Below are 24,972 nucleotides of genomic sequence, written 5' to 3' on the forward strand. Positions count from 1 at the left end.
ATCCCACCAAGAAGTTCCATTTTGCTGGTAACTATGGGGGAGAAGAATGTTTAAAAATGGTACCCTCTAACTCCAGAACCTCCGCAGGTACAGGCGCATCCTAGCAAGGTCAACGGGTCTCACACTCTCAGCCAGCCAGTTGGGAAGATCTTTTTTTATGGAACTCCACAGAAGGCGCCTGTCGAGGACAATTATGGATCCCCTCTCCTCGGATGAGCGGTGAACCCTACCTGCGGTCTGGACCAGCTTCCTGTGGGCGGGCAGGAAATAGCCGTAATAACGCCCATTTCCAGGGAACTTTCTTTCAAAATACCGTATCTGGGCCTGCACCCTCGGAGTTGGGCGAGCGTAGGGTATCCCAACCAGCACCACCCCGTTCATCTCATCACCTGAGTAGTCCTGCCCCTCGCTGTTCCTTCCGCCCATGACACCGAGGAGAACCGCTCCGTTCCTCCGCGAGTACGCCTTGAACTTCGCGACCAGAACGTCGTTTTCCCTCGACGATGCTCCCTGCTTCTCCACGAGTAGAGGCTTTCCAGTCCCTTCGATTTTGACGTCTAGGTTGGCCGAGAGGAGCCCCTGCATAACCTCGTATGAGGCTGTGAAAACCCCCACGTTCTTCGGTATGAGCCTCACCGCCTCCACGATGTAGTCAACCATCCGTCTGTAGGCCTCAAGGGAGCGCTCCTCCCCCCTGCTGGAAACGTCCTTGGCAACGAGCACCTGAACGTTTTCCCTCCTCACTATGCGCGGAAACTTCTTGAGCCGGGCGTTCTCGATGCCCATAACGTCGCGGAAGGCCTCAAGAGGGGTAAGCGTTCCGGAGGTGAAGATGGCTGCCTGGACGTCACGGATGAACTCAAGTGCCTTGGATGGGTCAAGGGCCACCAGCTCAAGGCTCAGCCCCTTATCCCGGCTCATCAAGAACAGGTAGTCTTCCCGGCCCGCCAGGGCCAGCCAGTTCAGCAGGAATTCCCCAACGCGTCCTAAATAGCTCCGAGGGGGCTTCCCTTTCTCTATACGGTCCTCCCTAATGGAATCGCCGACTTCCACCATCTCGTTCAGGAAGCGGATCAGATGGCGACCATCAACACCGAGCACCTGAACAACGTGTGCAAAAACGGCCTCCGGCAGGATGGGGATCTCATGAACCTCCCTGTCCCTCAGCTTCTCGTCGTACAGCAACTCAAGACCCCTGCCGAATATGCCCAGGAAGTTGGATATCTCGTGCTCGTTGTACTCGTCCCCCTCCTTGATGGCCCTGTTCACTGTGTGAATACTTATCCTATCGCTCAGAGCGGATATGGCCTGATCAGGGAGGTTGTGGGCCTCATCGAATACCACTATGAGGTCGGAGTAATCCAGGTCCAAGTAGGTCATGAAGTTATCCCGTATGGATGGGTTGAGCATGTAGAGGTAGCTGGCCACTATCACGTTGGAGTTGTACGCGACCTGTCGGGTTAGGTCGTAGGGACACAGCTCCAGCGTCTCAGCGTAGTCCAGTATCTCGGTGGGGTGACTGGGCTCACGCAGGAAAAACTTGGTAACCTCCTCAAACTCAGTCTTTTTCTTCTTCTCGTTCTCGTAGAATGGGCACTTACCCATCTTCCGCAGGTTTTTGCATACCACCATGGCGGTGTAGGCGTCGGTGGTGAACTCCTTGAGGTAGGTGTGAAGGCACAGTTCCTTTCTGCTCCTCATCTCAACCCCACTAACGGGACTTTTCCCGTTTATGCGCTTGAGCTCCTCTATGACCCGGTCCATCTGCCGGTGCGTTCTCGCGAGGTACAGCACCTTGTAACCAAAACTGACCGCATGAGGTAGAATTCCGGCCAGAACACTTATAGTCTTTCCAAAACCGGTGGGGGCTTCGATTATAGCGTTCTCTCCGTTCTTAACGACCCGGGAGACGATTTCAATGAACTCCTTCTGATTCGGACGAAGCTTCTCGTACGGGAAGTACTCGCTCATGGGAAAGAGTTTTAACGGCTCACTTTTAACCTTTCCCCAGGTGGGATCATGGATGAGAGGACAATAAAGACGATAGAATACAGTGCCGAGGCCCTGCTGATCGCGTGGTTTGCGTACATGTTCTTCTACCAGAACTACATCCTCCACACATGGCATAGGGGGCTTCCTCTGCCCAGCAAGCTTCCCTTCCTCCTGCTTGGGGTGCTGTCCGGGGCGATCTTCTTCTGGTATGAATACAGGAAGATGGAGGGGGAGCTGGTCGTTAGAAAGGCGGAGAACATTATTCCTCCAGAGGAAACCGGAGATGTCCGGGAAACACCCGTTAAGGAGCAGGAAAAAAACTGACCAGCCGCAAGGGAATAACCAGAGTAAAGTGGAGCATAAAATACAAAAAAGATCAGACCTCAAGCTCGTCTATGTGCTCCAGAACCTTAACGACGAGCTCAACGCTCGCATCGACGTCGCGCTCGTCTACAACTTCAGTGTTGGAGTGGATGTAGCGCGCTGGGATGCTTATTCCACCGCTCGGGACGCCCGCCTTGTTGAGGTGTATCGCTCCCGCGTCGGTTCCTCCACCTGTGAGGATGTCCCACTGGTAGGGTATCCCGTGCTTTTTAGCCAGTTCTTCCATCCAGCGGACGATTGTCGGGTGGCAGATGACGGAGCGGTCCATTATCTTAATCGCGGTTCCCTTTCCTAGCTGGCTTATCTGCTTGTGTTCCGGCGTTCCCGGGACGTCTGCGGCTATGGTGACATCGAGGGCGAAGCCGTAGTCCGGGTCTATGCTGAAGGACGAGACCTTCGCACCGCGGAGCCCGACCTCCTCCTGGACGGTGGCGACGAAGTAGACATCTGCATCGGTCTTGGCCAGCTGCCTCGCGGCCTCGACGAGAATGTAGACCGCTATCCTGTCGTCGTGGGCGATGCTGACGAGGCGGTGCTTGCCGAGGCGCTCAAGCCTGCCGTCCCAGGTGATGACGGTGCCTATCTTAACCCCCATCTCCTCGGCCTCTTCCCTGCTCTCGGCGCCTATGTCGATGAACACCTGCTCCCAGGTCGGGGCCTTGTTCCTCTGCTCCGGCTTCTGGATGTGCGGCGGAACACTTCCACCGACACCGTAGATGTACTCGTTCGGGCCGACCCAGACTTTAAACCTCTGGGCTATAAGCGTCCTCGGGTCAACGCCTCCCACGGGGGCGACGCGGAGGAACCCGTTCTTCTCGATGTGGGTTACCATGAGGCCTATCTGATCCATGTGGCCCGCAAACATGACCGTTGGACCCTTGCCCTTCCTGTGGGCGATAACGTTGCCGAGCCTGTCAACTTTAACCTCATCAACGTGGGGCTTGAAAGCCTCGATTATAACGTCCCTGACGCCGAGGAATTCGTAGCCGGAAACACCCGGTGCCTCTATAATTCTCTTCAGCAGCTCGAAGTCAACCATTTCCATCACCTTCCGTTTAGATTTCCATCTGAATGTGGGATGAAAGATATTTAAGGTTTTAGGTCGGCCTGGGATAGATTCTGATTCCCATAGCAGTCTCCCCGTTGTCATAGATTTCTCGGATCTTAAAAAGATAAGCGGGTGTTTTTCTCCAGTCCCTCGGCTTCTCGGGCCGATGAAAGACGTCGTGAATCGCGTTTGCGTACTCCCACATCGGACCGTCCCCGTGTATCTCCACGTCGCATCTGACCTCATAGGACGTGCTCGGCGGTGTGAAGAAGAGTATCGTTGCCTCCTTCTTACCTTCCGTGAGATTTTTCCATGTATGCTTCTTAGCGAGCTCGAGAGAAACGAACTTCGTGAAATCTATCCTCTCCTCGATGTACACCTCGTTCAGCAGAAATTGAATGGCCCTCTTTGAATCGTAGGGTCTCGAAAGCTCTGTCCTAAGTTTTTTGATGAGCTCCGGCAGAAACTCGTCCCTAGATACGAACCCGACACCCTTCACCGAGCCGTTCACCCCAGCAGGACCACAGGTTATTATAGTCGCGTTGTGCCTTGTAAATCCTATCAGGGCCCCCGGACCGAAGTTCCCCTCGGCGAGCTTTCTTATTCCATCCACCCTCTCCCTGAAAGCGTAGCGAATGAACTCTTCCGGTATCATCGAATCACCATTTAAAGTGGACCCTAAACTTAAAAACACCTTTCGGTTTAACATTGATCATGAGGAGGCCAGTGCTGCTGGAGCTCAGCCTCGTTCCATGCACCCTCGTCGAGAGACTCAACCGCTTTGTCGCCATTGTAACCGTCAATGGGGAGACTAGAAAAGCCCTGGTGACCAACACCGGTCGCTTGGAGGAGTTCATGGTTCCAGGTCGGAAGGCCTTCTGCACACCCAGAACCGGCGGAAAGACGGACTTCGTTCTGGTGGCCTTTGAAGACATTCACGGAAAGGGTGCCATAATAGACACAAGAACCCAGGCGAGGGCCTTTGAGCGGGCGGTAGAACTCGGCCTGGTCCCCTGGCTTAGAGGTTGCAGGATAAAGCGGAAGGAGGTAACCGTTGGGAGATCCCGCCTCGATTACCTCTTCAAATGCCCACAAGGCGAGGTCTACGCCGAGATGAAGAGCGCCGTCCTGCGCGGTGGGGAGAACGGCGAGTACGCTATGTACCCAGACTGCCCAACCGTCAGGGGGCGGAAACACGTGGAGGAACTCATAGAGCTTTCAAAAGCCGGGGAAAGGGCCATGATATTCTTCATCGGCGCCCTTCCGGGGGTCACTAAGTTCAAGCCGTACAGGGAAGGAGACCGGGAGATAGGGCGGCTCCTGAACGAGGCAAAAAAAGCCGGCGTTGGAATTCACGCCATGAGCATCTCCCTCCTGCCCAGTGGAAAAGTGGTAATCGAGAATCCGTGCCTCCAAATCGAGCTGGGGGAGAACTTTTAAAGACCCCGCCGTATTCCCATTCGGGGTAAGACCCCGTGAGGTGATGGGAATGACTATAGTGGACGTTAGAATTCTTGTCGAAGGCGCAAGCGACGTTGAGGTTGTAAGCAAAGCCCTTCAGGGGCTGGCCCTGGGAAGCGAGTACAACATCACGATATCCGCGATAATCCCAACGACCAACGTTGAAATAGCGAAGAGCGCGACCGCCGGTGCGGACCTGCTGATAATAGCCACGGACGCCGACCGTGTTGGAAGGGACCTTGCGGATAGACTTTTCACGGAGCTAGGCGAGATGGTCGGCCACGTCGAGAGGATGAAGATTCCGCTGGGACACGACCTGGAGCACATAGACGTGGAGCTTGTCAGGAAGGAGCTCAAGAACACCCTAGTAAGGGCAGGACTGAAGAGCCTGCAACTTCTGCCGGAGTATATGGCACTCAGAAACCAGTTGCTGGATATAAAAGGACGTTACGACAACCTCTTAGCGGAGTACCAGAATCTGAAGGGAGAGTACGAGAAGACCCTGCACGCATGCGAGGAGGCCAGGAAGGAAAATGAGAGGCTAAAAGAAGAGAATGAAGGCCTGAAGGCCTTAATAGAGAATGCTAAGAACGTTTTCAGCATTGAAGAGGCCTGGAAATCCCTGTTTCCAGCGGAGCCCGTTCCTGATGGGGCTTACATAGGGAAGGCCGCAGAAAAGCTCGGCCTTGGTGGTCGGGTGATAGTCGGCCAGGGGTACATTTTCGCTGAAGACAGAACCCTCGTGGATGAGCTCCTGAGGACCGTTTATCTGAGTCTGACGATAAAGGATGACCAAAAGTCAGAGCCACCGAAACCCCCAACACCGCCCGAAAAGCATGAAGGGGGAACAGATGAAGCCACCAAACCCAACGTGGTTGAGGATGCCGAGGTAAAGCCAGACGAACTGGAAAGCCTCCTGAAGGGGCTGTGAAATGGGGGTCGTTGAGGAGTTCGAAACGTACCTCGACTTGGAGGGAAAGAGCCCCAACACCGTCAGAATGTACTCTTATTATGTAAGGCGCTACCTGGAGACGGGCGGAGACCTAAACGCCCGCTCCGCCCTTCGGTTCCTTGCCCGGCTTAGGAAAGATGGTTACTCAAACAAGAGCCTCAACCTAGTGGTCCAAGCGCTACGGGCATATTTCAGGTTCGAGGGTTACGATGACGAGGCGGAGAAACTGAAGCCACCTAAGGTTCCAAAGAGTCTTCCAAAGAGCCTAACCAAGGAGGAGGTCAGACGGCTCATTTCGGTCATCCCCCCGACCCGAAAACGTGACAGGCTCATAGTTCTTCTGCTCTACGGGGCCGGGCTCAGGGTGAGCGAGCTCTGCAACCTGAAGAGGAGCAACATCGACTTTGACCGTTCCGTCCTTCTCGTGCGGGGAGGAAAAGGGGCCAAGGACAGGGTTGTTCCAATATCCAGGGCCCTTCTTGAAGAAATCCGCTCCTACCTGGAATCACGGAACGATGCGAGCGAGTACCTTCTGGTGGAGGAGAGAAGGAACAACAAGGACCGCATCTCCACCAAAACGGTCTGGTATCTTCTTAGGAGGTACGGGACAAAGGTGGGACTGAAGGTGACTCCCCATATGCTCCGACACAGCTTCGCGACTCACATGCTTGAGAATGGGGTTGATATAAGGGCCATTCAGGAACTGCTGGGCCATTCGAACCTCTCCACAACGCAGATATACACGAAGGTCACGGTTGAGCATCTGAGAAAGGCACAGGAGAAGGCGAGGCTGATAGAGGGACTGACTGGATAGCCAGATTCTGTCAAACCCGAAACACCGTGCAAGGATCCATTTTAAAAACCGTTGATCGTGAGGAATGGGTTAGAAGGCCATTTTCTCCCGCAGTAGGGATAGATAGCTCGTAAATGCTCCGGCTGAGATAGTGTCTCCCAGCCCCACGGTGGAGACGGGCTTTTTAACAAGGCGGGTTGGAATTATAACAACCTTGTACTCCCGCGTCCTCCTCTTAGCTTCTTCAAAGCGGAGTTTAACGTACTCCCCGCGCTCGTTGAACGGAACGTTTAAACCAACCCGATAGTCCTCAGGAGACCGTATCTCCCCAAGGGACGCCCGGGCAGCGGCCAGCGTTGTTCCAACTTCCAGACTTCTTCTGAGCTCCTCCTCACTAAGTGGATTATCCTTAGACGTGATGTACATGAGGTAGTAGATCGTATGGATCTGCAGAATCTCAAGGTTCATCTCGTCCAAGATTATCTTCCCCCCAAGAACCGAGTCCTCGATGCGGTTGTAGGTGAATATCCTCTCCGAAAGCCTCGGATACCCAAGGGCGTTCAGGACGTAGGCTATCTCGGATTCATCCATGCCAACGCTGTCAACCAGGGGGAAGAGATTGTATATAACCTTTTTTCTCAGATCCCGGTTCTGAATGGACGCGAATTCGAGATGAACCTTAACGTCCTTTCTCCGCTTCAGGAGCATCACATCCTCCTTGGCTTTCCTCAGGTAGTGGTTGGCGTCTTTGCCATCGGAGTAGCGCAGTTTTATACCCTGGTAACCGGAGAGGATTGCACCGTCGACCCCTTCCCCAATCCCTGGGAGAAACGGCTTCAACGCCTCCTCTGTGTATACTCGTATACTCTCAAAACGCGCCGAAACGATGAATCTACCTGAGAATGGAACGGTTACCGTCTCGTTTCCAAGTTTAAACTTCATGCCAGCACGAAACTCGAATATCCTGTTTACTTTTATGGGATCGTTCTCGCGGTAAGCCTCGCGGGGATGCTTAAAGGCTAGCTTCCCGTCCTCGACGACCGGATAGAGAAGGTTCGGCCTGCTGACGAAGAGTTCAGCCTGCCTCTTGGCAAGATGCGGCGTGTAGACGACGACTCTTCTGAAGTCTAGACTGGCCAGAAGGTTCGCTATGATCCCCGCCTGACCCCCCATCCTCTCAACGTCATAGTCAAAGTGGTCATCGAACCACCTGTGGAGTTCCTCGTTTACAAGGGGCACCGCCATGGGCTTCCCGGTCTTAAGGGCGTGCACTAGTCTGGCAACAAAATCCAGGGGTTCATCTATCTCCCTGGGGTACCCGTCGATCCTTCTTTTCACCTCCTCCGCCCCAAACTCGTTTATAAGCCTCTGAACGATGTCTCCGTTCAGGTAAACTATGGCATCGACGTTGGTGTTGTAGGCGGTGTAAATCGAGAGGTTTCTTGCCCCGTTGAGAAGCCCGGCATCCATATGTATCACCCTCAGTGACTAACACTGTAGAGAAGGTGCTCCATTTTAAAAGAGTTTCGGAGGGATGGAATTGGCAGTCAGAACTCCGTGAAAAGCATCCCAAGTTCAGGGATCTTCTCCATGACATCCATCTCCCTAAGGGCAAGCCAGAGGGAGGCCTGATTGCTCGTGACAACCGGGACACCGAGGTCTTCCTCTAGGGGAGCGATTATCTCAAACGTCCGCAGGTTGGTGCAGCTTATGAACACCGCGTCGGCCTCCTCCATGAAAGCCGCCTTGGCTAGGCGATAAGCCCCATAAGGCTCCACCTTTCCTATGTCAGTGTTCTCCTCTATGCCCAGTCCCCGTATATCAAGCACCTCAAACTCGTTCGCCTCAAGAAACTCCCTCTCACGCTCGTTTATATCCTCCGTGTAGGGGGTCACCACCAGAACCCGCTGGGCGTCCAGAACCCTCAGGGCCTCGACAACGGCGGTGCTCGTGCTCACCACGGGGACATGAACCTCGTCCTCTATCCTCGCCTCAAGCTCCTTCTCAAAGTCTCTGCCCCCGATGAAGGAGCCGCTCGTACAGCCGTAGAGGATCACGTCAACGTCGGCGTCCTTAAGAAGTCTCGCACCGTCCACGGCAAGCGAACTCATCTTTAGGAGCTCTTCCTCCGTAATGGACTTCAATGGTATCCTCGTTGTGTGAAGCGAAACACCCTCCGGGAGAAACGCGTGAAGCTCCATCTCTATGGTGGTGTTTGACGACGGGATGATGAGTCCGATCCTCTCCCTCCATCCGTACATCCCCTCACCTCAAGTGGAATCGGCGGAGGATTTTATTAAACCTTTGGTTGGAGGAAGGCTCTTAAGGAACCCCGATGAAAAGGCAACGGTGAGAGCATGGAGCTGGACGAAGCTATCAACGGGAGAACTTCCGTGAGGTATTTCAAGGATGAATCAATCCCGAGGGATACTCTGCTGGAGCTCATAAAGGCCGCCATATGGGCCCCCACCGCGAGTGGCCTTGAAAACTGGAGGTTCATAGTGTTTGAAAGCCCGGAGCCTGTGGGGAAGCTGTACGAACTCATAGCGGAGGGCATGATGGAGTACTACCGGGCCGTGAACCTGCCGGCGGACAAGATGGAAAAGTTGAAGACAAGGATGTACGAAGAGGGAATGTACCGGGCGCCGGCTTACGTTGCGGTCTTCATCGACCGGAACGTCCGCTTCCTGAAGGGGAGGGAGTACGATGAGCTGGAGCTTCTGTGGAGCATCGAGAGTGCGGCGATGGCGATTCAAAATCTCATGTTGAAGGCGGTGGAGCTTGGCCTTGGAACTGTTTACATAGGGGTAACAAACTTCAGGGGAATAGACGAAGAGGTCAGAAAGCTCGCGGGGCTAAAGGAGAGTTACTACCTGGCTGGGGTCATCCCAGTAGGATACCCAAGGGCGGACCCAACACCGAGAAAGCGCAGGAGATCCGCGGAGGATGTAACGGAGTTCCTTTGAGCAACGTTTTTATGCCCCATTCCTAACTGAGGATACGGTGGGAAGATGATAGAGTTCGTTATTCTCCTCGGGGTAATCGGTGGGTGGATCGTAGTGGCCTCAACGCTGTTCCTGATGCTGGCCATGGGGAAGATGTGGGGGCTAGCCGCCGTCCTCCTACTGGTTCTTGCGATAGAGATAAACCACAGGCTTCAGGAGCGGTACATGGAGACTATAGTCAACGCAACGCCGAGGGCAAAGGAGATAGCGGCCCACATATTCGAGATGAACGAACTCATGCTGCTGTCGTCCTACGTTGTCTCACTGGTTCTCTACGAAACCGTGCAGAAGTACGTGGAGATAGTGGTTAAGATACCGGTATCGAGGTGATTCAATGTTCAACGTCGTGATAGTACGCTACGGGGAGATAGGAACGAAATCCAGGCAGACGAGGAGATGGTTTGAGAGCATACTCATGAACAACATCCGCGAGGCCCTGGTGAGCGAGGGGATTGAATTCAAGAGGATAAGGGCAAAGCACGGCAGAATCCTCGTAAAAACAAACGGAGCAGACGAGGCGGTTGGTGTTCTCGAAAGGGTCTTTGGCATAGTGTCGCTCTCCCAGGCGATGGAGGTTGATGCTGAGCTGGATAAAATTAACAGAACTGCGCTGAAGCTCTTCAGGAGAAAGAGAAAAGAGCTAGGCCTTGAGAGGCCAACCTTCCGGGTGACGGCCAGACGTATAACCAAGGAATTCCCCCTGAAGAGCCCGGAGATAGGGGCCAAGGTTGGTGAGTATATATACGAGAATGAGGATGCGGATGTTGACCTCCACAACCCACGAATAGAGGTCGGCATCGAACTGATGGATGGCAAAGCATACCTCTTCGTTGACAAAATCCGCGCCTGGGGAGGCCTTCCTATCGGCACTCAGGGAAAGGTGGTGGCGCTCCTCAGCGGCGGCATAGATTCGCCGGTTGCCGCTTTCCTCATGATGAAGCGCGGCGTTGAGGTCATCCCAGTCCACATCTACATGGGTGAGAAGACCCTCGAAAAGGTCAGGAGGATATGGGGTCAGCTGAAGAAGTACGGCTACGGTGGAAAGGGCGAGCTGATAGTGGTCAAGCCCAAGGAGCGCGAGAGGATTATTCAAAAGCTCAAGGAGCTGAAGAAAGACAAATACACCTGCGTCTTCTGCAAGTACATGATGGTGAGGAACGCCGATAGAATAGCAAGGGAGTTCGGGGCGAAGGGCATCGTCATGGGCGATTCCCTCGGACAGGTGGCAAGCCAGACCCTTGAGAACATGTACATCGTCAGTCAGGCAACGGACCTGCCGATATACCGCCCGCTCGTTGGGCTCGACAAGGAGGAGATAGTTGGGATAGCGAAGGAGATAGGCACGTTTGAGCTCTCAACCCTGCCTGAAGACGAGATACCATTCATTCCAAAGCATCCGGTAATAAGGGGCTCCTGGGAGGAGTTCCGGAAGATTTACAGAGCGGTTTTTGGGGAGGAACCAAAGCGAAAGGAATGTTGAGGTGATAAAATGGATTTTGCTAAGCTTTCCGCGTACATCAGCCTTTCCCTTCCGGTAATCTTTATCCTCGGCCTGGCCCTGGTTATCCATGCCAACCCTTGGTTCTCCTTCACGGGAAACGCCCTGAGCGACATGGGTTCAATAAGGAACCCGGTGAACTACTACTTCAACGGCTTTCTGATGGTCTTCGCGGTTCTCGGTCTCATAGCCGCCATCGGCGCCCTGAGAAACGGCCTGTCCTACTTGATGCCCCTTGCGATGGTTCTCCTGTTCCTCGTGGGGGTCTTTCCGGAGGAGTACGCACCCCACGCCCCGGCGGCTGTCTTTTTCTACGTCCTCGCGCTGACGGACATAGCCATCGTCGGAATAAAACTCGGCCGTTCTGGGACATCTGCCGGCTATGCCTGGAGCGTTCTGGCGGTGCTCACATTTGCCCTGATGCTCTATCTCGTGAAGGCGAGAGTTTTCAAGGGCCTGGCCATTCCGGAGCTTGTAGGGGCCACCACAATACTGGCGTGGTTCCTCTACATCGCCCTGCTCCAGCTCAGGGGTTTTAAACTCTGAGTTGAGGAAAGCTTCATATATCCCTTCCCTTTTTCTTCAATCATGAAGGCAGTGGCTCTCTTAAGCTCTGGCATCGACTCGCCGGTGGCAATCTACCTCATGCTCAGGAAAGGGATGGAGGTAACGCCAGTCCACTTCAGGCAGAGTTCTAAGAAGGAGTCCAAGGTTCTTGAGCTCTGCGAGGTTCTTGGAAGGTACGGAAGGCTGAACGAGCCGGTAATCTTTAACGCATATGAGGAGGGGGCGCCGGTTTTTTCGAAGCTGGCAGGGATTGGAAAGGCCAAGTGGACGTGCCTCTTCTGCAAGTGGACGATGGTGAGGAAGGCCTGCAGAATAGGGCATGGGATTGGGGCAAAGGCGATAATCACGGGAGACAGCCTCGGCCAGGTCGCTTCTCAAACCCTCGACAACCTGCTCATAATAAGCACTGCGAGCGATTTGCCCATTTTGAGGCCCCTCATAGGCCTGGACAAGGAGGAGATAGTGGGAATTGCCAAGAATATAAGGACGTTCGGGATAAGCATCGAACCCGAAGAACAGTGCCCCTTTGTGCCGAGGCATCCTGTGGTGAGGGGCTCGCCCGGAGAGTTCAGGAAGATTAAGCGGCAGCTTATGAACTGGGGAGTCCTTTAATTACCCAGTTTTGTGTATAACTGAACGTTTACGGAAAGCTTTTAAAGACTTCCTCCAAGCCTTTTCCGGTGATGGCAAATGAACGTGTTTAAGGGCACACTTGAGCTTTTTGAAAGGTACAAGCCCACCCCCCTCGTAAGGCTTTCAGCGGAAAGGGGGGATGTATTTTGCCAAACTGGAGTTCTTTAACCCCTTCAGCAGGAGCATAAAGGACAGGGCCGTTTTTAACATGCTTATGAAGGCCCTGGAGCGCGGGGACATCAACGGCACGAAAAGGCTTTTTGAGGCAACCTCCGGCAACGTTGGAATTTCTATGGCGGCTTTGAGCAACATTTTTGGCATCGAGTTCAGGGCATATCTGCCGAAGCCAACGCCCCGGGCGACGCAGGTTCTCCTGAGGGTTCTCGGTGCCGAAGTCGTCATGACGGACTTCGAGACGATAGACCCAGTGATGGTGCGCTTTGTGCAGGAGGAGGCCAGAAAGGCAGGAGCAGTGAACCTGAACCAGTTTGAGAACGACGACAACTTCGATGCCCACTACCGCTTCACCGCCAGGGAGATTGAGGAACAGCTGAGGAGCATAGGAAAAATGGCCGATGTCATCATAGCCAGCATTGGAACTTCGGGACACATAGCAGGCATAGCGAGCTACTTCAAGGAGCGCTACGATACGCAGGTTATCGGCGTCGTCCCTGCGAAGGGTGAGAAGATACCCGGCATCAAGAGGCTTGAGACGAAGCCCAAGTGGTACTTCCAGGTCGAGGTGGACAGGGTCTTGGAGATAACACGGGGGGAAGCCATCGAAGGAGCAATCCGCGTTGCCAGAAGCGACGGTCTTCTCATAGGCCTGAGCTCCGGGGCAGTTGTGAGGGCCTATGAGAAAGTTGCCGGGGAGCTCGGAGAGAAGACCTACGTCCTCATCTTCCCAGACGATGGGTTTAAATACGTGGAGGTCTTTGAGGATTATCTGTGGACGACATGAAGCGCCTAAGCCTTGCGACCCTCCTCCTTTTTATCAACGGTGTCATGCTCCTCTACTACGCGTATGCATGGAATTCCATCATCTATCTCCTCTTCGCGTTTTTGAGCCTTATCCTGGCCTACGGAGTAAGGAGGGAGAACCGCACCGCCATCAAGGTGGCGCTCATCTATGTGGGAATAAACTTCTTTCTGGCCCTGCTCTTTCTCATTGCGGGAAACCTCTTTTCAGCGGTGGACGCCACTATAAGCTTCTTTGTAATCCACGACATCTTGGGCTACATACAGGCAGTTTATCAGGAGGAGGAAAACGGAGGCACCGAAGAGGAAAACGGAGAATTGGAAATCGAGGCCTCCAATGGAGCTTAATAACAGATATCAAACCATACTCACCGCCATATCACAATACGAAACTATTTAAAGAGAGGATTACACCTCTTTTCGGAGATGCAACCCGTGCGGACGAGATCTAAGGTCCTCTATATCCTCCTCATTTCCGGTTTTTTCGCGATCCTCGGCTCAACGATGAGCAAGTCCCCCACCCTCCCCCTCTACGCCCGGGATCTGGGATTGGGAAGGGAGGAGATCGGGCTGGTTGCCGCGGCCTCGACGGTTACCGGGATAATCGTCAACTTCGCTTCGGGAGTCCTAAGCGATGTGTACGGGAGAAGAAAACTGCTCAAGATGAGCGGCTTCGTCTTTCTCACCGCACCCCCCCTCTATTTCCTGGCAGGGAACGCCCTCACGCTGGCCTTTGTCAGGGTTTACTACGGCATAGCAACCGCCGTGTTCGTTCCGGTTTCATTCGCACTGATAAGCGATACGTACCCCGAGAAGAAGGGCACGTTCATGGGGTTCCTAAGCTCCGCGACGCTCGCTGGTCGTGCCCTGGCTCCCCTCATTGCCGGGAGCATCATATACTTTCTGGGGTTCTCCGTGGTATTCGTCCTCTGCTCGGTGGCGGGTTTGATCGTTTTTGCTCTAACCTTCAGACTTCCTGTCCCCGATGGAAAGCCGGAACGCTTCGAGTTTACGTTCAACGATAACCTGCTGCTGATAGGCCTTTTGGACGCGGCGGTTTACATGGCGTACCAGGGGATAGAGACGTTTTTGCCCCTCCTCTACTATCTCCAAGGGAAAGCCTGGCTCTCCGGATTGATACTGAGCCTCGAAGTGGGTGTCATGGCCATTGTGAAGCCCTACGCTGGATATCTCAGCGACAGAGTGGGCAGGACGAGGCCTATAATCGGGGGGATGGTACTGGTCGGGGCGGCCATGCTGACGTTCTCGCTCGCTTCGTCCCTGCCGCTCGTCATCGTGGGTGCACTGTCGTTCTCGGTAGGGGCCTCCCTAAGCGAAGCCTCGACAAAGCCCCTTGCCACAGAGGTCTCAAAGCTCCACGGGGCGGCCCTGGGGTTCCTTGAGAGCATAAAAGACATCGGACAGGCACTGGGGCCGGTGATAATTGGAATTCTTGGGTTCAGCCGGGGATTTACATTTATCGGGCTCTTCGGGATCGTGGCGCTTCTGGTTTTCGTGGTTAGGTTTGGATTAAGGGGACCGCAGATAAGTAAAAATAGATGAAAACAGGTAAAGGCATAAAATAAGAGAGTCACTTCAGGATGATCCTGGCGTCAACGACGACCGCTCCTTCACCCTCGTTGTAGACGAAGACCGGGTTGAGGTCCATCTCCTTGATGTAGTCATCGAGGTCGTCCACGAGCTCGCTGACCTTGAGGAGGAGGTTGACTATGGCGTCTATGTCCGCAGGCTCCTCACCGCGCGCTCCGGCCAGAATCGGGTAGCTCTTTATCTCCTGGATCATCTTTCTCGCATCGCGCTCAGTTATCGGGATTATGCGGAAGGTGACGTCCTTGAGAACCTCGACGAAGATTCCTCCGAGACCGAACATGAGTGCGTGTCCAAACTGGGGGTCTTCGGTGACGCCTATGATGATCTCCCTGCCGACCCTGAGCATCGGAGCTATGAGAACGCCCAGGATTTCAGCGTCCGGGCGGTATTTGCGCGCGTTCTCGTGGATGAGCTCCCACTTCTCCTTCAGCTCCTCGGGGGTCTTTATGTTGAGAAGAACGACCTTGGCGTCGCTCTTGTGGAGGATCTGCGGCGACATCAGTTTCATGGCGACGGGATAGCCGATCTCCTCGGCGTACTTCAATGCCTCGTCGAGGGTCTTCGCAAGCTTTTCATTGGGGACCGGAAGGCCATAGGCCTTCAATACCTGCTTAGCCTCGTATTCCACGAGGGAATTCCTACCGGATGCCTTAACGGCTTCAATAACTTTCAAGGCTTCCTCCTTCATCTTTCACACCCCACGGTATCAGCCCTTAATCCTTTCAAGATATTTGGAGTACTGAACAAGGCCCGCCAGGGCCCTAACACCCCGTTCAGGGGTTGGATAAACGGGTACCCCCTTATCCTCAAGTATCTTGGCGTAGTACTCCGTCTTTTTACCGCCCATGGCCACCGCCACGATCGGTTTCTCACTCTTCTCTGCGTATTCGGCGAGTATGTCTATTACCTCCATCTCATCGAGGAGAGGGACCTGGAAGAGGACGATGACGACTATCGCGTCGACGTTGGGGTCCCTCACGAAGGCCTCTATGGCGTATTTGTATCTCCGGGCGTCGGTGTCGCCGACGACGTCGGTCGGGTTGCCAGCTACGGCGTGCGGTGGGAAGTTCTCCTTCAGGTACTTGAGGGTCTCCTCGCTCAGCTCGGCCATCTTGAGGCCGAACTTGGCAACGGCGTCGCTGGCCATGACGCCCGCTCCACCGCCGTCGGTGATGATGCCTATCCCCTCGCCCTTCGGGAGCTTGTCCTTGAGTGCGGCAAAGGCCTTTGCGAGGTCGAACATGTGCTCGAAGTCCTCGGCGCGGATTATTCCGGTCTGCTTGAAGACGGCATCGTAAATAGTGTCGGCACCGGCGAGTGAACCGGTGTGGCTTGAGGCCGCCTTGGCACCGTACTCGGTCCTTCCGCTCTTCAAGGCGATAACCGGCTTGACCTGGGTTATCCTCCTAGCGGCCTCAATAAACTTCCTGCCATCCTTCACTCCCTCGATGTAGAAGGTGACGACGTTTATCTCATCATCGTGGATGAAGTAGTCCATGAGGTCGGCATCGTCGACGTCGAGCTTGTTGCCATAGCTCACCATCTTTCCAATGCCAATACCTGCGCCTGCAGCCCAGTCAAGCATTGCCGCCGCGAACGCGCCGCTCTGAGTAACGAACGCTATCGGCCCGCTCTCCGGCCTGTCCATCTTGTTCTCGGGCAAAAAGACGGTATCAACACCGGTATCTGGTACATAAATACCAACACAGTTCGGTCCGATTACCCTTATACCGTTGTCCCGAGCGATTTCCAGTATTTCCCTCTCCATCCTCTTACCCTCTTCCCCGAGTTCACCGAAACCACCTGTGATGATGATGACGCTTTTTATGCCCTTTTTCGCGATGTCCCTCATAGTTGAGGGCACGAACTTGGCAGGTATCGAGATAACGGCCAGATCAGTGTTCTCTGGGAGTTCTGTAACACTCTTGTAGACCTTATAACCCCCTATCTCATCGAGTTTTGGATTAACGGGGTATATACTGCCCTTAAAAACCCCGCGCTCTTTGTTCATCTTGAAGTTCTCAAAAATGACGTTTCCAACTTTACCCTTTTTGTCAGTGGCGCCGATGATAGCCACAGCATTCGGCTCGAAAAACGGTCTCAGTTCTTTGACTATCTTCTCCATGTCCATCCCTCCAAACAAAAAATATGTGCCATTTTTCCTTCGAGTTCGATGTATAAAAGCCTTATGTCACCCAAAAAAGGCCTCCGATGAATTAAAAAGTCCATTTATGCACCTTTTTCAGAAAATAAAGGCTTTCTTTACCTTCCTTGATTCCCCTCACCTCAAGGGTTGCCGGGACATTAGGGAGCCGTGGAAGGACCTCATCCCACGGAACGGTACCTTCCCCCAGGGCCAAGTGTTCATCAGTTATTCCATGATTGTCATGAAGGTGCAGATGAACCACTCTGTTCCCCAGAAGCTCCAAAAAGCGCTTAAACTCCCCCGTGCTCGTGTTCAGATGGCCAACGTCAAAGGTGACCCCAAGCCCCGTGCCTTCAAGGAGCTCACTCAGCCGTTCCGGGGTCTGGGCGTCCAGGATGGGGAAATAAGGCATGTTCTCGACGCCCAACTTAACTCCCAACTCCTCACGCCATTCGTCCAGGGTGCGGAGTGACGAGCGATGAATCTCCATGTACTCCTCCCTGTACCTCCTGCTCAGTGGTGAACAGTGGCCGGGGTGAACGGTTACCGCTATGGCGTCGATATCTACAGCGAGTTCCAGCGTCTCCCTGAGCAAACCCATAGACGCCCTCCTTATGCGTTCGTTAAAGGAACCTACGTTCAGATCGCTGAAGGGGGCATGGATGCTCAGGTCCAGTCCAAAGGATCGGATCTCCTCGGCCAGAGCCCTGGCACTCCCCGCATCCATGTAGCGGGGCCACTCATTTATCCACTCAACGAATTTGAATCCTGCGGAGCTAACCTCCTCTAACCACCTTTCAAGGGGTTCGTCCCCCAGTGCCGTCGTGGACAAACCTAACATTCAACCACCGACCATCATCTCTGCGAGCAGGACGACGAATAGCGTACCGTAACATCGGACATCGTCGTGACGTGGATATTGCAACGTTATCAGGGTCAACGGAGAAGCGGTACGCTATGTAGGCCACGAGAACCTCCATTACCCTTCCCGGGTGAAACGCGGCCGTCATCTTCGACACCATCGCATCCCCTTCATCTTTGGGTATCTTTATTCATAAAAGTATCCACATCGACCGCTCGCTTATGCCGATAGACGGCTCGAAAAGAGAAAAGTAAATAAGGGGTGGCCTCGAGTAGGAGGGCGAGGGGGGAACGTTAGTGGAGGAGTGGGACGAGGTTGAGGTTCCAAACAACGTCAAGGACATCTTTGTCGAGATGAAGAACACGGCGGAACTCATGGTTGATCTCGCGTACTCCGCCGCCCTGTTCAGGGAAAAGGAAATAGCCGAAGAGGTTCTTGAGCTGGAGGAATACCTCGACATACTCAACTACAATCTCATGGTTAGGGCCGTTCTGGCGGCCAGAAACATCAAGGAAGCGGAACAAATAACCTCCATTCTCCAGATGGCCAGATCAATAGACGACATATCTAACGCGGCCGCCGATCTTGCCAAGATGGTCATCGAGGAGAAGCTGCACAGGCTCATAACGGAAGTCATAATGGAGAGTGAGGAAACCATAGGAAGGGTGATGGTCTCCCCGGATTCTTACTTGGTCGGGAAAAGCCTGGAAGAACTTGATATCCCAACCAACACAGGGGTATGGGTGGTGGCCATAAGGCGCGGAAAGCGCTGGATTTTCGACCCAGACGAGGATACGAAAATTATGCCCGGCGATATAATCATCGGCAGGGGTACAAGAACGGCACTGGATTACCTCAAGGAGATAGCGAGGGGTATCATAAAGGTGATGCCCAATGGATGAGTTCGACGACATCAGAAACTGCCTAATTGAGATGAAGGACCTCTCAGCCCTTATGATAGACCTGGCCTTCTCATCTGTGATGTACAACAGCATGGACATAGCTGAGGAGGTCTACCTCCTGGAGGAGCGGATGGATGATTTAACGCTTAAAGTTAAGAGGCTCGCACTTCGGGCGGCCAAGAAGGAGGAGGACCCAGAAAGCATGCTCAGCATAATGGATCTCGCCGACATAAACGAGCGCATTAGCGACGCTGCCTACGGTGTGGCCGATATAATCCTCCGCGATATAGAACCCCATCCCATCATCCTGAGCATAATGGAGGACACCGACGAGGAGCTCGGAAGGGTAACCGTGAGGCGGGGATCGGTCCTCGCGGGAAAGACCCTTAAGCAGCTCAAGCTCCCGAGCAAGATAGGCACGAGGATACTCGCCATAAAGCGTGGAACCCGTTACATCTACAACCCTGGCAAGGATGACACTGTGGAGGAAGGCGACGTCCTGATAGCGGTTGGTTCCGACCTAGACAGGCTGAGGGGACTTGCCGGCGAAGAGGTGGAGGAAGACTGATTACCCTCTCCGATTTCCCTTTAGATCCGCATCATTTACAAGTCCCCCGGCGTACGGACACAGCTCCTTCAACGGGCATTCCCCGCACCTCGGTCCCACAGGTCTGCATATGCTCTTCCCGTGGTCCACCATCGCGTGGTTCACGTAGATCCACTTGTCCCTTGGGATAAGCTCCATCAGGTATTCCTCGACCTTCTCAGGTTGAATCCTTGGAGGAGCAAGGCCGAGACGCTTGCTTATCCTATTCACATGAGTATCAACGGGAATTGCCTGCCTCCCAAAACCATAGGCCAGAACGATGTTAGCACACTTCCGCCCTATGCCGGGCAACTTCATGAGCTCTTTGATGTCATCGGGAACCTTCCCACCGTACTTATTGAGGATTATCCCCGATGCCTTCACAATCCACTCCCCCTTCGTCTTCCAGAGGCCGACGCCCCTTCCCCTCAGGAACTCGCGCATTTCCTCAACCGGCGTGTTAGCTATCCTCTTAATACCCCCATATCTCCTGAAAAGCTCCCTCCACACTTTGTAGGTTACCTCGTCCCTCATGCGCTGAGAGATTATGCAGTGGACGAGCGTTCTGTAGGGATCCCCTATGAGAAGCTTCTCCCGGGGGTGCGTTTTCATCAGAACCTCCACTATTCGCTCGGCTCGCTTTTTCTTCTCCTGCCAGCTCTCTTCGAAGGTGAATCCCTCAAGGCTTAACGATTCGGATTTTACTCCGGTCATGAACTACCACCACCACGTCTTCGGATACGTTAACACTGTTAAGTTCACCGAACTCATCACTATAAATCTTTTGCCCATTTTGGTTCAATATCAGAACCCGCCGGGGGAACATCACGACGAAACCCTTTCCAAAGGGCAGTACTCCCTCAACGGGGTCATCGAACTCCATATCTAAAACCTCAAGGGCTCCACCCACTATCTCCAAATTCACCCCACTCCCGATTCTCAGCGGGGAGGGTTCGGCTAGGAGAACCCTGAACTTGAGGGGTTTCCCAAGAAGTTCAACTTCTACTTCAACCCCCGTTCTAACTTCTCTGCCAGAGAGTTTGGCCTTTAGGATGTCTTCAAAGCCCGAGGGAAGCTCCGCATCAAAGAGCGGTTTCAGTAGGACCCTCATAGCGATCACCATAAACACTTCAACCTCCAGGATAATAAGTTGTTGTCCGATCTCGGCAGGGAAGGAAAAGGGATAATGAGTTCAGCCGAAGAACGTCACCTCAACCTCTTCCCCGGCCTCAAGGATCTCCACGTTCTCCGGAATCTCTATGAAGCCATCCGCATCTATGAAGCTCGTCACTGCCCCGCTCCCCTTGAGGATTGGAACTGCCTTCGCCCCCTCAATCCGCACCGGGAGGAACTGCCTCCTGCCCTTAACGGAGAAGACCTTATGAGTGAGCTTTTTCCTTACATTTCTCGTCTCACTCTCCCTTCCAAGTAGCCTCCTGAGGAGCGGTGCCACGAGGAGGGTAAAGTTCGTCAAACAGCTCGTTGGATAGCCGGGCAGGCCGAAGACAGGTTTTCCGTTTATCAGGCCTATTATCGTCGGCTTTCCCGGCTGAATCGCTATGCCATGCACCTTGACCTCACCTAGTTCCTTGATTATCGAGCTGGTCAGATCCCTTATCCCACCGCTCGCGCCACCGCTGAGGACCACGATGTCACAGCACTCAACTCCCCTCTCGATTAGGGCCTTCAGGCTCTCACGGTCGTCCCTCGCTATGCCGAGGAAGAGTGCTTCGCCGCCAATCTCCCGAATTGCATCTGTTATAGCCCTTCCGTTGATGTCGTAAATCCTGCCAGGCTTGAGCTCCTCACCCGGGAGAACCAGCTCGCTTCCTGTGCTTATTACCGCGACCCGCGGCTTTCTGAAGACAGGCACCTCAGAGAAACCAACGGCGGAGAGGAGGGCAGTCTCCTTGAATCCAAGCCTCGTGCCCCCCCTGAGGAGGAGTTCTCCCTTCGGGATGTCCGTCCCGGCCTTCATGACGCCGAGGCCCGGATAGGCAGGCTTGGAAAGTATCACCTCATTCCCCTCCCTCTCCACGTCCTCGAACTGTATCACTGCATCGGCGCCCTTTGGGAGGGGGGCTCCTGTTGAGATGTAAACGCTTTCACCGGGGTTCAACTCGAAGTCGGGGGTATCTCCAGCGTTTACCTCGTCGATGACCTTCAACTTAACAGGTTCGCTCTCGCTCGCCATGAAGGTGTCCTCCGCTCGAAGGGCGTACCCATCAACGGTGGCCCGATCAAAGGGCGGGACGTCCACTGGGGAGAGCACATTTCCAGCCAGAACCCTACCGAGGGACTCCTCCAGGGGTACATCCTCAACAGCAGGTTTCAAAGGGAATGAGTCTATAACCTCAAGGGCCTTCTCAAGTGCGACAACCTTCAGGAACGCCATAACATCACCGAATAGAGGGGGGAGACCTTCTATAAATGGGTTGCGTAAATATAGACGTTTACCATCCCCCCACATTATCGTCCCCCTGCGGCTGCGTCCATACTACAATTTCTACCAGCCCAAAAGGACTCATAAGCTCTTTTCCAGTTATTTAACGCTTTTTGCAGTCGAAACTCCAAATTAAGCCAATTAGAAATGTTTTTAATTCTCAAAACGAACTAAGGAGCATGAGGGTGGCGGTAGTAACGAGCGATGCCCGCGTGTACTATACGGTGACAAAGGTGCTTAAAGAGTACGGGATACCATTCCTGAGCCTTAAGGTGGGTGAAAAGATACCCTTCGACGTGGAGGTTGTCCTGACGGCAGAGAAGGACCTCCCCAGGGTGAAGTTTCCCGTTAAAATCCCCGTCCAAGATGAGACTTTCATAGACGAACTGCTGGTCAGACTCGAAGGAAGGGAAGGATTTAAGAAGGTTTATATTGCTATAGACCCCGGAGAGAGACCCGGACTGAGCGTCGTTGCGGATAACCGAGTGATCGAGGTTTACCATCTAAGGAGTCCCAAGGACGTTGACATAATCGTCGAGCTACTGGAGAAGTACCCCCGTGCCAGGATTAAAATAGGACATGGGGCCCGGAGACAGAGGATGCTGATGCTAAAAAGCCTGGCGGATCTCCTTGGTTACGATTACCCAATCACCGTGGTCAACGAGGATAAAACCACCCCTAAGGTTGGTGGGCTTGAACCATCGGGGGTGAGCGACATCGTGGCTGCCATTAACATAGGGCTCAGGGATGGGCAGGAGAGGAGGATAGGGGACCTGCTGGAAGTTAAGGAACCCACAAAACGGGAGATAGAGGACATAAAGAGGAGAAGCCGTGAAATTAGTGGTACGATAACTATATCGTCCCGCCTGGCAAGGGAAGTGGCGCTCGGTAACATAACCCTTGATGAAGCCATTAAAAAGCAGGGGAGGAGATCAAAATGATTTTTGGTAAGGGTGAAGAAAAGACCGGTGAGATAAAGCTACGCGTTGCTGAGGCTTTGAAGAGGGACGTTGGAAGGGGGATCGCCAGATTCGACAGGAAATACCAGCGTCAGCTCGGTGTTGAACCTGGTGACGTGATCGAGCTCGTGGGTGAAAGAACCACGGCCGCGATAGTGGCCAACCCCCATCCGGACGACCGTGGACTGGACATAGTCAGGATGGACGGGTACATCAGAAGGAACGCAGGGGTGAGCATCGGCGACTACATAACCGTCAAGAAGGCAGAGGTGGTGGAGGCCAAGAAGGTAACCCTCGCACCGGCCCAAAAGGGAGTTTTTCTCCAGATACCAGGAGAGATGGTCAAGGGGAACCTCCTGGGAAGGCCGCTGGTAAAGGGTGACCTTGTGGTGGCGAGCAGCCAGAGCGAAACCGGTTTCTACGGGGGTTCCCCTTTTGACGACCTCATCCGCAACCTCTTCCCGTCAATGCCTCTCGGGTTTGGTGAGCTCAAGTTCGTTGTGGTGAACACGATCCCAAAGGGGATAGTCCAGATAACGTACAACACAGAGGTGGAGGTCCTCCCGCAGGCCGTTGAGGTTAGGGAGGAGGCGATCCCGGAGGTTACTTACGAGGATATCGGCGGCCTTAGCGACGCGATTCAGAAGATCCGCGAGATGGTCGAGCTCCCGCTTAAGCACCCGGAGCTCTTCGAACGCCTTGGCATCGAGCCGCCAAAGGGGGTTCTCCTCTATGGCCCGCCGGGAACGGGTAAGACGCTCCTGGCCAAAGCCGTCGCCAACGAGGCTAATGCGCACTTCATAGCCATCAACGGGCCCGAGATAATGAGCAAGTTCTACGGTGAGAGCGAGGAGCGTCTGAGGGAGATCTTCAAAGAGGCCGAGGAGAACGCTCCTAGCATCATTTTCATAGATGAAATCGATGCGATAGCACCCAAGAGAGAGGAGGTTGTTGGAGAAGTGGAAAAACGCGTTGTCAGCCAGTTGCTCACCCTCATGGACGGCCTTAAAGGCCGCGGGAAGGTCATAGTCATCGCCGCCACCAACAGACCGGATGCCCTCGACCCGGCCCTGAGGAGGCCCGGGCGCTTTGACAGGGAGATTGAAGTCGGCGTTCCCGACAAGCAGGGCAGGAAAGAGATACTCCAGATACACACCAGAGGAATGCCTCTGGAACCAGGCTACGACAAAGCCACAGTCATCCGCATCCTGAAAACCCTTCTGGAGCGGGAGAGCTTTGATAGAAAAAAAATTGAAAGCACGTTGAGCTCCATCGAAACGGCCACCTCCGAGGAGGAGATTATGGACCTGCTGAGAAAAGACGGTGAGGTGTACACCGAGGTAAGGCTCCGGCTCATCGATAGGATGCTGGACGAGATAGCCGAAAAGACCCACGGCTTCGTGGGGGCGGATCTGGCCGCGCTCGCCAGGGAGGCCGCTATGACGGTACTCAGGAGACTCATAAAGGAAGGCAAGATAAGCCCAGAACACGAAAAGATACCCTCGGAGGTTCTTCAGGAGCTACGTGTCAGGAAGTCCGACTTCTACGAGGCGTTGAAGATGGTAGAACCTAGCGCCCTCAGGGAAGTGCTGATAGAGGTTCCGAACGTTCGCTGGGATGACGTTGGAGGGCTGGAGGAGGTTAAGGGAGAACTGAGGGAAGCCGTTGAATGGCCACTAAAATATCCAAAAGCATTCCAGAGACTCGGGATAAGTCCTCCAAGAGGGATCCTCCTCTACGGACCGCCGGGAACGGGTAAGACCCTGCTCGCAAAGGCCGTTGCCAACGAGAGTGAGGCCAACTTCATTGGAATCCGCGGGCCCGAAGTATTGAGCAAGTGGGTGGGCGAGAGCGAGAAACGGGTGAGGGAGATATTCAGGAAGGCGAGGCAGGCAGCACCAACTGTGGTCTTCATCGACGAGATAGACTCAATAGCACCTGCAAGGGGCAGTGAGGGAGACAGAGTCACGGACAGGCTCATCAACCAGTTGCTGACAGAGATGGATGGAATCCAGGAGAACAGCGGAGTCGTCATCATAGCCGCAACGAACAGGCCGGACATCTTGGACCCGGCCCTGCTGAGACCCGGAAGGTTCGACAGGCTCATACTCGTTCCAGCACCAGACGAGAAGGCCAGACTGGAGATACTCAG

27 protein-coding genes are annotated in these 24,972 nt (G+C 54.0%); 16 read left to right on the plus strand and 11 right to left on the minus strand.

Features of this window, described 5'->3' with window-relative positions; all coding sequences use genetic code 11:
* Nucleotides 1-66 precede the first annotated feature (66 nt).
* Nucleotides 67-1,971, minus strand: a complete 1,905-nt coding sequence (locus MVK60_RS04990) for a helicase C-terminal domain-containing protein (protein WP_297437066.1) — start codon at nucleotides 1,969-1,971, stop codon at nucleotides 67-69.
* Nucleotides 1,972-2,019: 48 nt separating this feature from the next.
* Here MVK60_RS04990 and MVK60_RS04995 point away from each other — a divergent pair, with 48 nt between their 5' ends.
* The gene (locus MVK60_RS04995; protein ID WP_297437068.1) at nucleotides 2,020-2,316 is read left to right on the plus strand and encodes a hypothetical protein; all 297 of its coding nucleotides are present in this window, start codon (nucleotides 2,020-2,022) and stop codon (nucleotides 2,314-2,316) included.
* A 52-nt stretch (nucleotides 2,317-2,368) separates the two neighbouring features.
* Here MVK60_RS04995 and MVK60_RS05000 read toward each other — a convergent pair whose 3' ends face one another.
* A complete protein-coding gene (locus tag MVK60_RS05000; protein ID WP_297437130.1) occupies nucleotides 2,369-3,415 on the minus strand; it encodes a M42 family metallopeptidase in 1,047 nt (348 codons plus the stop codon).
* A 58-nt stretch (nucleotides 3,416-3,473) separates the two neighbouring features.
* The gene (locus MVK60_RS05005) at nucleotides 3,474-4,079 is read right to left on the minus strand and encodes a hypothetical protein (protein ID WP_297437071.1); all 606 of its coding nucleotides are present in this window, start codon (nucleotides 4,077-4,079) and stop codon (nucleotides 3,474-3,476) included.
* 59 nt (nucleotides 4,080-4,138) lie between these two features.
* On the opposite strand from MVK60_RS05005, the gene sfsA reads away from it, so the two are divergent.
* Genes sfsA through xerA form a run of 3 tightly spaced genes read left to right on the plus strand, consistent with a single transcriptional unit; the run spans nucleotide 4,139 to nucleotide 6,651 of the window.
* Nucleotides 4,139-4,864, plus strand: coding sequence for a DNA/RNA nuclease SfsA (sfsA, locus tag MVK60_RS05010; RefSeq protein ID WP_297437073.1), 726 nt, complete (start codon nucleotides 4,139-4,141; stop codon nucleotides 4,862-4,864).
* A 49-nt stretch (nucleotides 4,865-4,913) separates the two neighbouring features.
* The gene (locus MVK60_RS05015) at nucleotides 4,914-5,816 is read left to right on the plus strand and encodes a toprim domain-containing protein (RefSeq protein WP_297437132.1); all 903 of its coding nucleotides are present in this window, start codon (nucleotides 4,914-4,916) and stop codon (nucleotides 5,814-5,816) included.
* Nucleotide 5,817: 1 nt separating this feature from the next.
* Nucleotides 5,818-6,651, plus strand: coding sequence for a site-specific tyrosine recombinase/integron integrase (xerA, locus tag MVK60_RS05020; RefSeq protein WP_297437075.1), 834 nt, complete (start codon nucleotides 5,818-5,820; stop codon nucleotides 6,649-6,651).
* A 69-nt stretch (nucleotides 6,652-6,720) separates the two neighbouring features.
* Here xerA and pfkC read toward each other — a convergent pair whose 3' ends face one another.
* A complete protein-coding gene (gene pfkC / locus MVK60_RS05025) occupies nucleotides 6,721-8,100 on the minus strand; it encodes an ADP-specific phosphofructokinase (RefSeq protein ID WP_297437078.1) in 1,380 nt (459 codons plus the stop codon).
* Nucleotides 8,101-8,177: 77 nt separating this feature from the next.
* Nucleotides 8,178-8,891 (minus strand): aspartate/glutamate racemase family protein, encoded by a 714-nt coding sequence (locus MVK60_RS05030; protein ID WP_297437079.1) that lies wholly within the window; start codon nucleotides 8,889-8,891, stop codon nucleotides 8,178-8,180.
* 96 nt (nucleotides 8,892-8,987) lie between these two features.
* Here MVK60_RS05030 and MVK60_RS05035 point away from each other — a divergent pair, with 96 nt between their 5' ends.
* From MVK60_RS05035 to MVK60_RS05070, 8 genes are all read left to right on the plus strand, one after another.
* On the plus strand, nucleotides 8,988-9,596 hold the full coding sequence (locus MVK60_RS05035; RefSeq protein WP_297437081.1) for a nitroreductase family protein: 609 nt from the start codon (nucleotides 8,988-8,990) through the stop codon (nucleotides 9,594-9,596).
* A gap of 45 nt (nucleotides 9,597-9,641) precedes the next feature.
* A complete protein-coding gene (locus MVK60_RS05040) occupies nucleotides 9,642-9,965 on the plus strand; it encodes a hypothetical protein (protein WP_297437084.1) in 324 nt (107 codons plus the stop codon).
* A gap of 4 nt (nucleotides 9,966-9,969) precedes the next feature.
* Complete coding sequence (gene thiI / locus MVK60_RS05045) at nucleotides 9,970-11,115, plus strand: tRNA uracil 4-sulfurtransferase ThiI (protein WP_297437086.1); 1,146 nt, start codon at nucleotides 9,970-9,972, stop codon at nucleotides 11,113-11,115.
* Between the two features lie 9 nt (nucleotides 11,116-11,124).
* The gene (locus tag MVK60_RS05050; protein ID WP_297437088.1) at nucleotides 11,125-11,679 is read left to right on the plus strand and encodes a DUF998 domain-containing protein; all 555 of its coding nucleotides are present in this window, start codon (nucleotides 11,125-11,127) and stop codon (nucleotides 11,677-11,679) included.
* Between the two features lie 42 nt (nucleotides 11,680-11,721).
* Nucleotides 11,722-12,312 (plus strand): hypothetical protein, encoded by a 591-nt coding sequence (locus tag MVK60_RS05055; protein ID WP_297437090.1) that lies wholly within the window; start codon nucleotides 11,722-11,724, stop codon nucleotides 12,310-12,312.
* Between the two features lie 160 nt (nucleotides 12,313-12,472).
* Entirely contained in the window at nucleotides 12,473-13,294 is an 822-nt protein-coding gene (locus MVK60_RS05060) for a cysteine synthase family protein (RefSeq protein ID WP_297437092.1), read from the plus strand.
* Nucleotides 13,291-13,659, plus strand: coding sequence for a hypothetical protein (locus MVK60_RS05065; RefSeq protein ID WP_297437134.1), 369 nt, complete (start codon nucleotides 13,291-13,293; stop codon nucleotides 13,657-13,659). The genes MVK60_RS05060 and MVK60_RS05065 overlap by 4 nt, the downstream gene beginning before the upstream one ends.
* Before the next feature lie 78 nt (nucleotides 13,660-13,737).
* A complete protein-coding gene (locus tag MVK60_RS05070; RefSeq protein WP_297437094.1) occupies nucleotides 13,738-14,874 on the plus strand; it encodes an MFS transporter in 1,137 nt (378 codons plus the stop codon).
* 28 nt (nucleotides 14,875-14,902) lie between these two features.
* Here MVK60_RS05070 and MVK60_RS05075 read toward each other — a convergent pair whose 3' ends face one another.
* The 3 genes from MVK60_RS05075 to MVK60_RS05085 form a co-directional block, all read right to left on the minus strand.
* The gene (locus tag MVK60_RS05075; protein WP_297437096.1) at nucleotides 14,903-15,610 is read right to left on the minus strand and encodes an acetate--CoA ligase family protein; all 708 of its coding nucleotides are present in this window, start codon (nucleotides 15,608-15,610) and stop codon (nucleotides 14,903-14,905) included.
* Nucleotides 15,611-15,628: 18 nt separating this feature from the next.
* On the minus strand, nucleotides 15,629-17,053 hold the full coding sequence (locus tag MVK60_RS05080; RefSeq protein WP_297437098.1) for a CoA-binding protein: 1,425 nt from the start codon (nucleotides 17,051-17,053) through the stop codon (nucleotides 15,629-15,631).
* An 85-nt stretch (nucleotides 17,054-17,138) separates the two neighbouring features.
* Nucleotides 17,139-17,909: a sugar phosphate isomerase/epimerase gene (locus tag MVK60_RS05085; protein ID WP_297437100.1), complete on the minus strand. Its 771-nt coding sequence runs from the start codon at nucleotides 17,907-17,909 to the stop codon at nucleotides 17,139-17,141.
* Between the two features lie 317 nt (nucleotides 17,910-18,226).
* Here MVK60_RS05085 and MVK60_RS05090 point away from each other — a divergent pair, with 317 nt between their 5' ends.
* Nucleotides 18,227-18,832, plus strand: coding sequence for a potassium channel family protein (locus MVK60_RS05090; RefSeq protein WP_297437103.1), 606 nt, complete (start codon nucleotides 18,227-18,229; stop codon nucleotides 18,830-18,832).
* A complete protein-coding gene (locus tag MVK60_RS05095) occupies nucleotides 18,825-19,400 on the plus strand; it encodes a potassium channel family protein (protein WP_297437105.1) in 576 nt (191 codons plus the stop codon). Before MVK60_RS05090 ends, MVK60_RS05095 begins: the two co-directional genes overlap by 8 nt.
* On the opposite strand, the gene nth is transcribed toward MVK60_RS05095, so the two are convergent.
* The 3 genes from nth to glp all read right to left on the minus strand — a co-directional run bounded on the left by nth (nucleotide 19,401) and on the right by glp (nucleotide 21,813).
* A complete protein-coding gene (nth, locus tag MVK60_RS05100; protein ID WP_297437106.1) occupies nucleotides 19,401-20,132 on the minus strand; it encodes an endonuclease III in 732 nt (243 codons plus the stop codon).
* Complete coding sequence (locus MVK60_RS05105) at nucleotides 20,098-20,529, minus strand: ATPase (protein ID WP_297437136.1); 432 nt, start codon at nucleotides 20,527-20,529, stop codon at nucleotides 20,098-20,100. Before MVK60_RS05105 ends, nth begins: the two co-directional genes overlap by 35 nt.
* Nucleotides 20,530-20,610: 81 nt before the next feature.
* Nucleotides 20,611-21,813, minus strand: coding sequence for a gephyrin-like molybdotransferase Glp (glp, locus tag MVK60_RS05110; RefSeq protein WP_297437108.1), 1,203 nt, complete (start codon nucleotides 21,811-21,813; stop codon nucleotides 20,611-20,613).
* 227 nt (nucleotides 21,814-22,040) lie between these two features.
* On the opposite strand from glp, the gene MVK60_RS05115 reads away from it, so the two are divergent.
* Entirely contained in the window at nucleotides 22,041-22,802 is a 762-nt protein-coding gene (locus MVK60_RS05115; protein ID WP_297437111.1) for a hypothetical protein, read from the plus strand.
* On the plus strand, nucleotides 22,799-24,972 hold a 2,174-nt coding region (locus MVK60_RS05120; RefSeq protein ID WP_297437114.1), incomplete at its 3' end, for a CDC48 family AAA ATPase. The genes MVK60_RS05115 and MVK60_RS05120, both read left to right, overlap by 4 nt.

The organism is Thermococcus sp., assembly GCF_026988555.1.
Lineage (GTDB): Archaea > Methanobacteriota_B > Thermococci > Thermococcales > Thermococcaceae > Thermococcus.

Excerpts from the sequence above, each read along its gene's own strand:
- MVK60_RS04995 (WP_297437068.1), top strand. The coding sequence starts at position 2,020 with ATGGATGAGAGGACAATAAAGACGATAGAATACAGTGCCGAGGCCCTG.
- thiI (WP_297437086.1), top strand. The coding sequence starts at position 9,970 with ATGTTCAACGTCGTGATAGTACGCTACGGGGAGATAGGAACGAAATCC.
- xerA (WP_297437075.1), top strand. The coding sequence starts at position 5,818 with ATGGGGGTCGTTGAGGAGTTCGAAACGTACCTCGACTTGGAGGGAAAG.
- pfkC (WP_297437078.1), bottom strand. The coding sequence starts at position 8,100 with ATGGATGCCGGGCTTCTCAACGGGGCAAGAAACCTCTCGATTTACACC.
- MVK60_RS05075 (WP_297437096.1), bottom strand. The coding sequence starts at position 15,610 with ATGAAGGAGGAAGCCTTGAAAGTTATTGAAGCCGTTAAGGCATCCGGT.
- MVK60_RS05005 (WP_297437071.1), bottom strand. The coding sequence starts at position 4,079 with ATGATACCGGAAGAGTTCATTCGCTACGCTTTCAGGGAGAGGGTGGAT.
- sfsA (WP_297437073.1), top strand. The coding sequence starts at position 4,139 with ATGAGGAGGCCAGTGCTGCTGGAGCTCAGCCTCGTTCCATGCACCCTC.
- glp (WP_297437108.1), bottom strand. The coding sequence starts at position 21,813 with ATGGCGTTCCTGAAGGTTGTCGCACTTGAGAAGGCCCTTGAGGTTATA.
- MVK60_RS05055 (WP_297437090.1), top strand. The coding sequence starts at position 11,722 with ATGAAGGCAGTGGCTCTCTTAAGCTCTGGCATCGACTCGCCGGTGGCA.
- MVK60_RS05015 (WP_297437132.1), top strand. The coding sequence starts at position 4,914 with ATGACTATAGTGGACGTTAGAATTCTTGTCGAAGGCGCAAGCGACGTT.
- MVK60_RS05030 (WP_297437079.1), bottom strand. The coding sequence starts at position 8,891 with ATGTACGGATGGAGGGAGAGGATCGGACTCATCATCCCGTCGTCAAAC.
- MVK60_RS05070 (WP_297437094.1), top strand. The coding sequence starts at position 13,738 with ATGCAACCCGTGCGGACGAGATCTAAGGTCCTCTATATCCTCCTCATT.
- MVK60_RS05105 (WP_297437136.1), bottom strand. The coding sequence starts at position 20,529 with ATGAGGGTCCTACTGAAACCGCTCTTTGATGCGGAGCTTCCCTCGGGC.
- MVK60_RS05065 (WP_297437134.1), top strand. The coding sequence starts at position 13,291 with ATGAAGCGCCTAAGCCTTGCGACCCTCCTCCTTTTTATCAACGGTGTC.
- MVK60_RS05000 (WP_297437130.1), bottom strand. The coding sequence starts at position 3,415 with ATGGTTGACTTCGAGCTGCTGAAGAGAATTATAGAGGCACCGGGTGTT.
- MVK60_RS05040 (WP_297437084.1), top strand. The coding sequence starts at position 9,642 with ATGATAGAGTTCGTTATTCTCCTCGGGGTAATCGGTGGGTGGATCGTA.
- MVK60_RS05095 (WP_297437105.1), top strand. The coding sequence starts at position 18,825 with ATGGATGAGTTCGACGACATCAGAAACTGCCTAATTGAGATGAAGGAC.
- MVK60_RS05035 (WP_297437081.1), top strand. The coding sequence starts at position 8,988 with ATGGAGCTGGACGAAGCTATCAACGGGAGAACTTCCGTGAGGTATTTC.
- MVK60_RS05080 (WP_297437098.1), bottom strand. The coding sequence starts at position 17,053 with ATGGACATGGAGAAGATAGTCAAAGAACTGAGACCGTTTTTCGAGCCG.
- MVK60_RS05050 (WP_297437088.1), top strand. The coding sequence starts at position 11,125 with ATGGATTTTGCTAAGCTTTCCGCGTACATCAGCCTTTCCCTTCCGGTA.
- nth (WP_297437106.1), bottom strand. The coding sequence starts at position 20,132 with ATGACCGGAGTAAAATCCGAATCGTTAAGCCTTGAGGGATTCACCTTC.
- MVK60_RS05085 (WP_297437100.1), bottom strand. The coding sequence starts at position 17,909 with ATGTTAGGTTTGTCCACGACGGCACTGGGGGACGAACCCCTTGAAAGG.
- MVK60_RS04990 (WP_297437066.1), bottom strand. The coding sequence starts at position 1,971 with ATGAGCGAGTACTTCCCGTACGAGAAGCTTCGTCCGAATCAGAAGGAG.
- MVK60_RS05060 (WP_297437092.1), top strand. The coding sequence starts at position 12,473 with ATGTATTTTGCCAAACTGGAGTTCTTTAACCCCTTCAGCAGGAGCATA.
- MVK60_RS05115 (WP_297437111.1), top strand. The coding sequence starts at position 22,041 with ATGAGGGTGGCGGTAGTAACGAGCGATGCCCGCGTGTACTATACGGTG.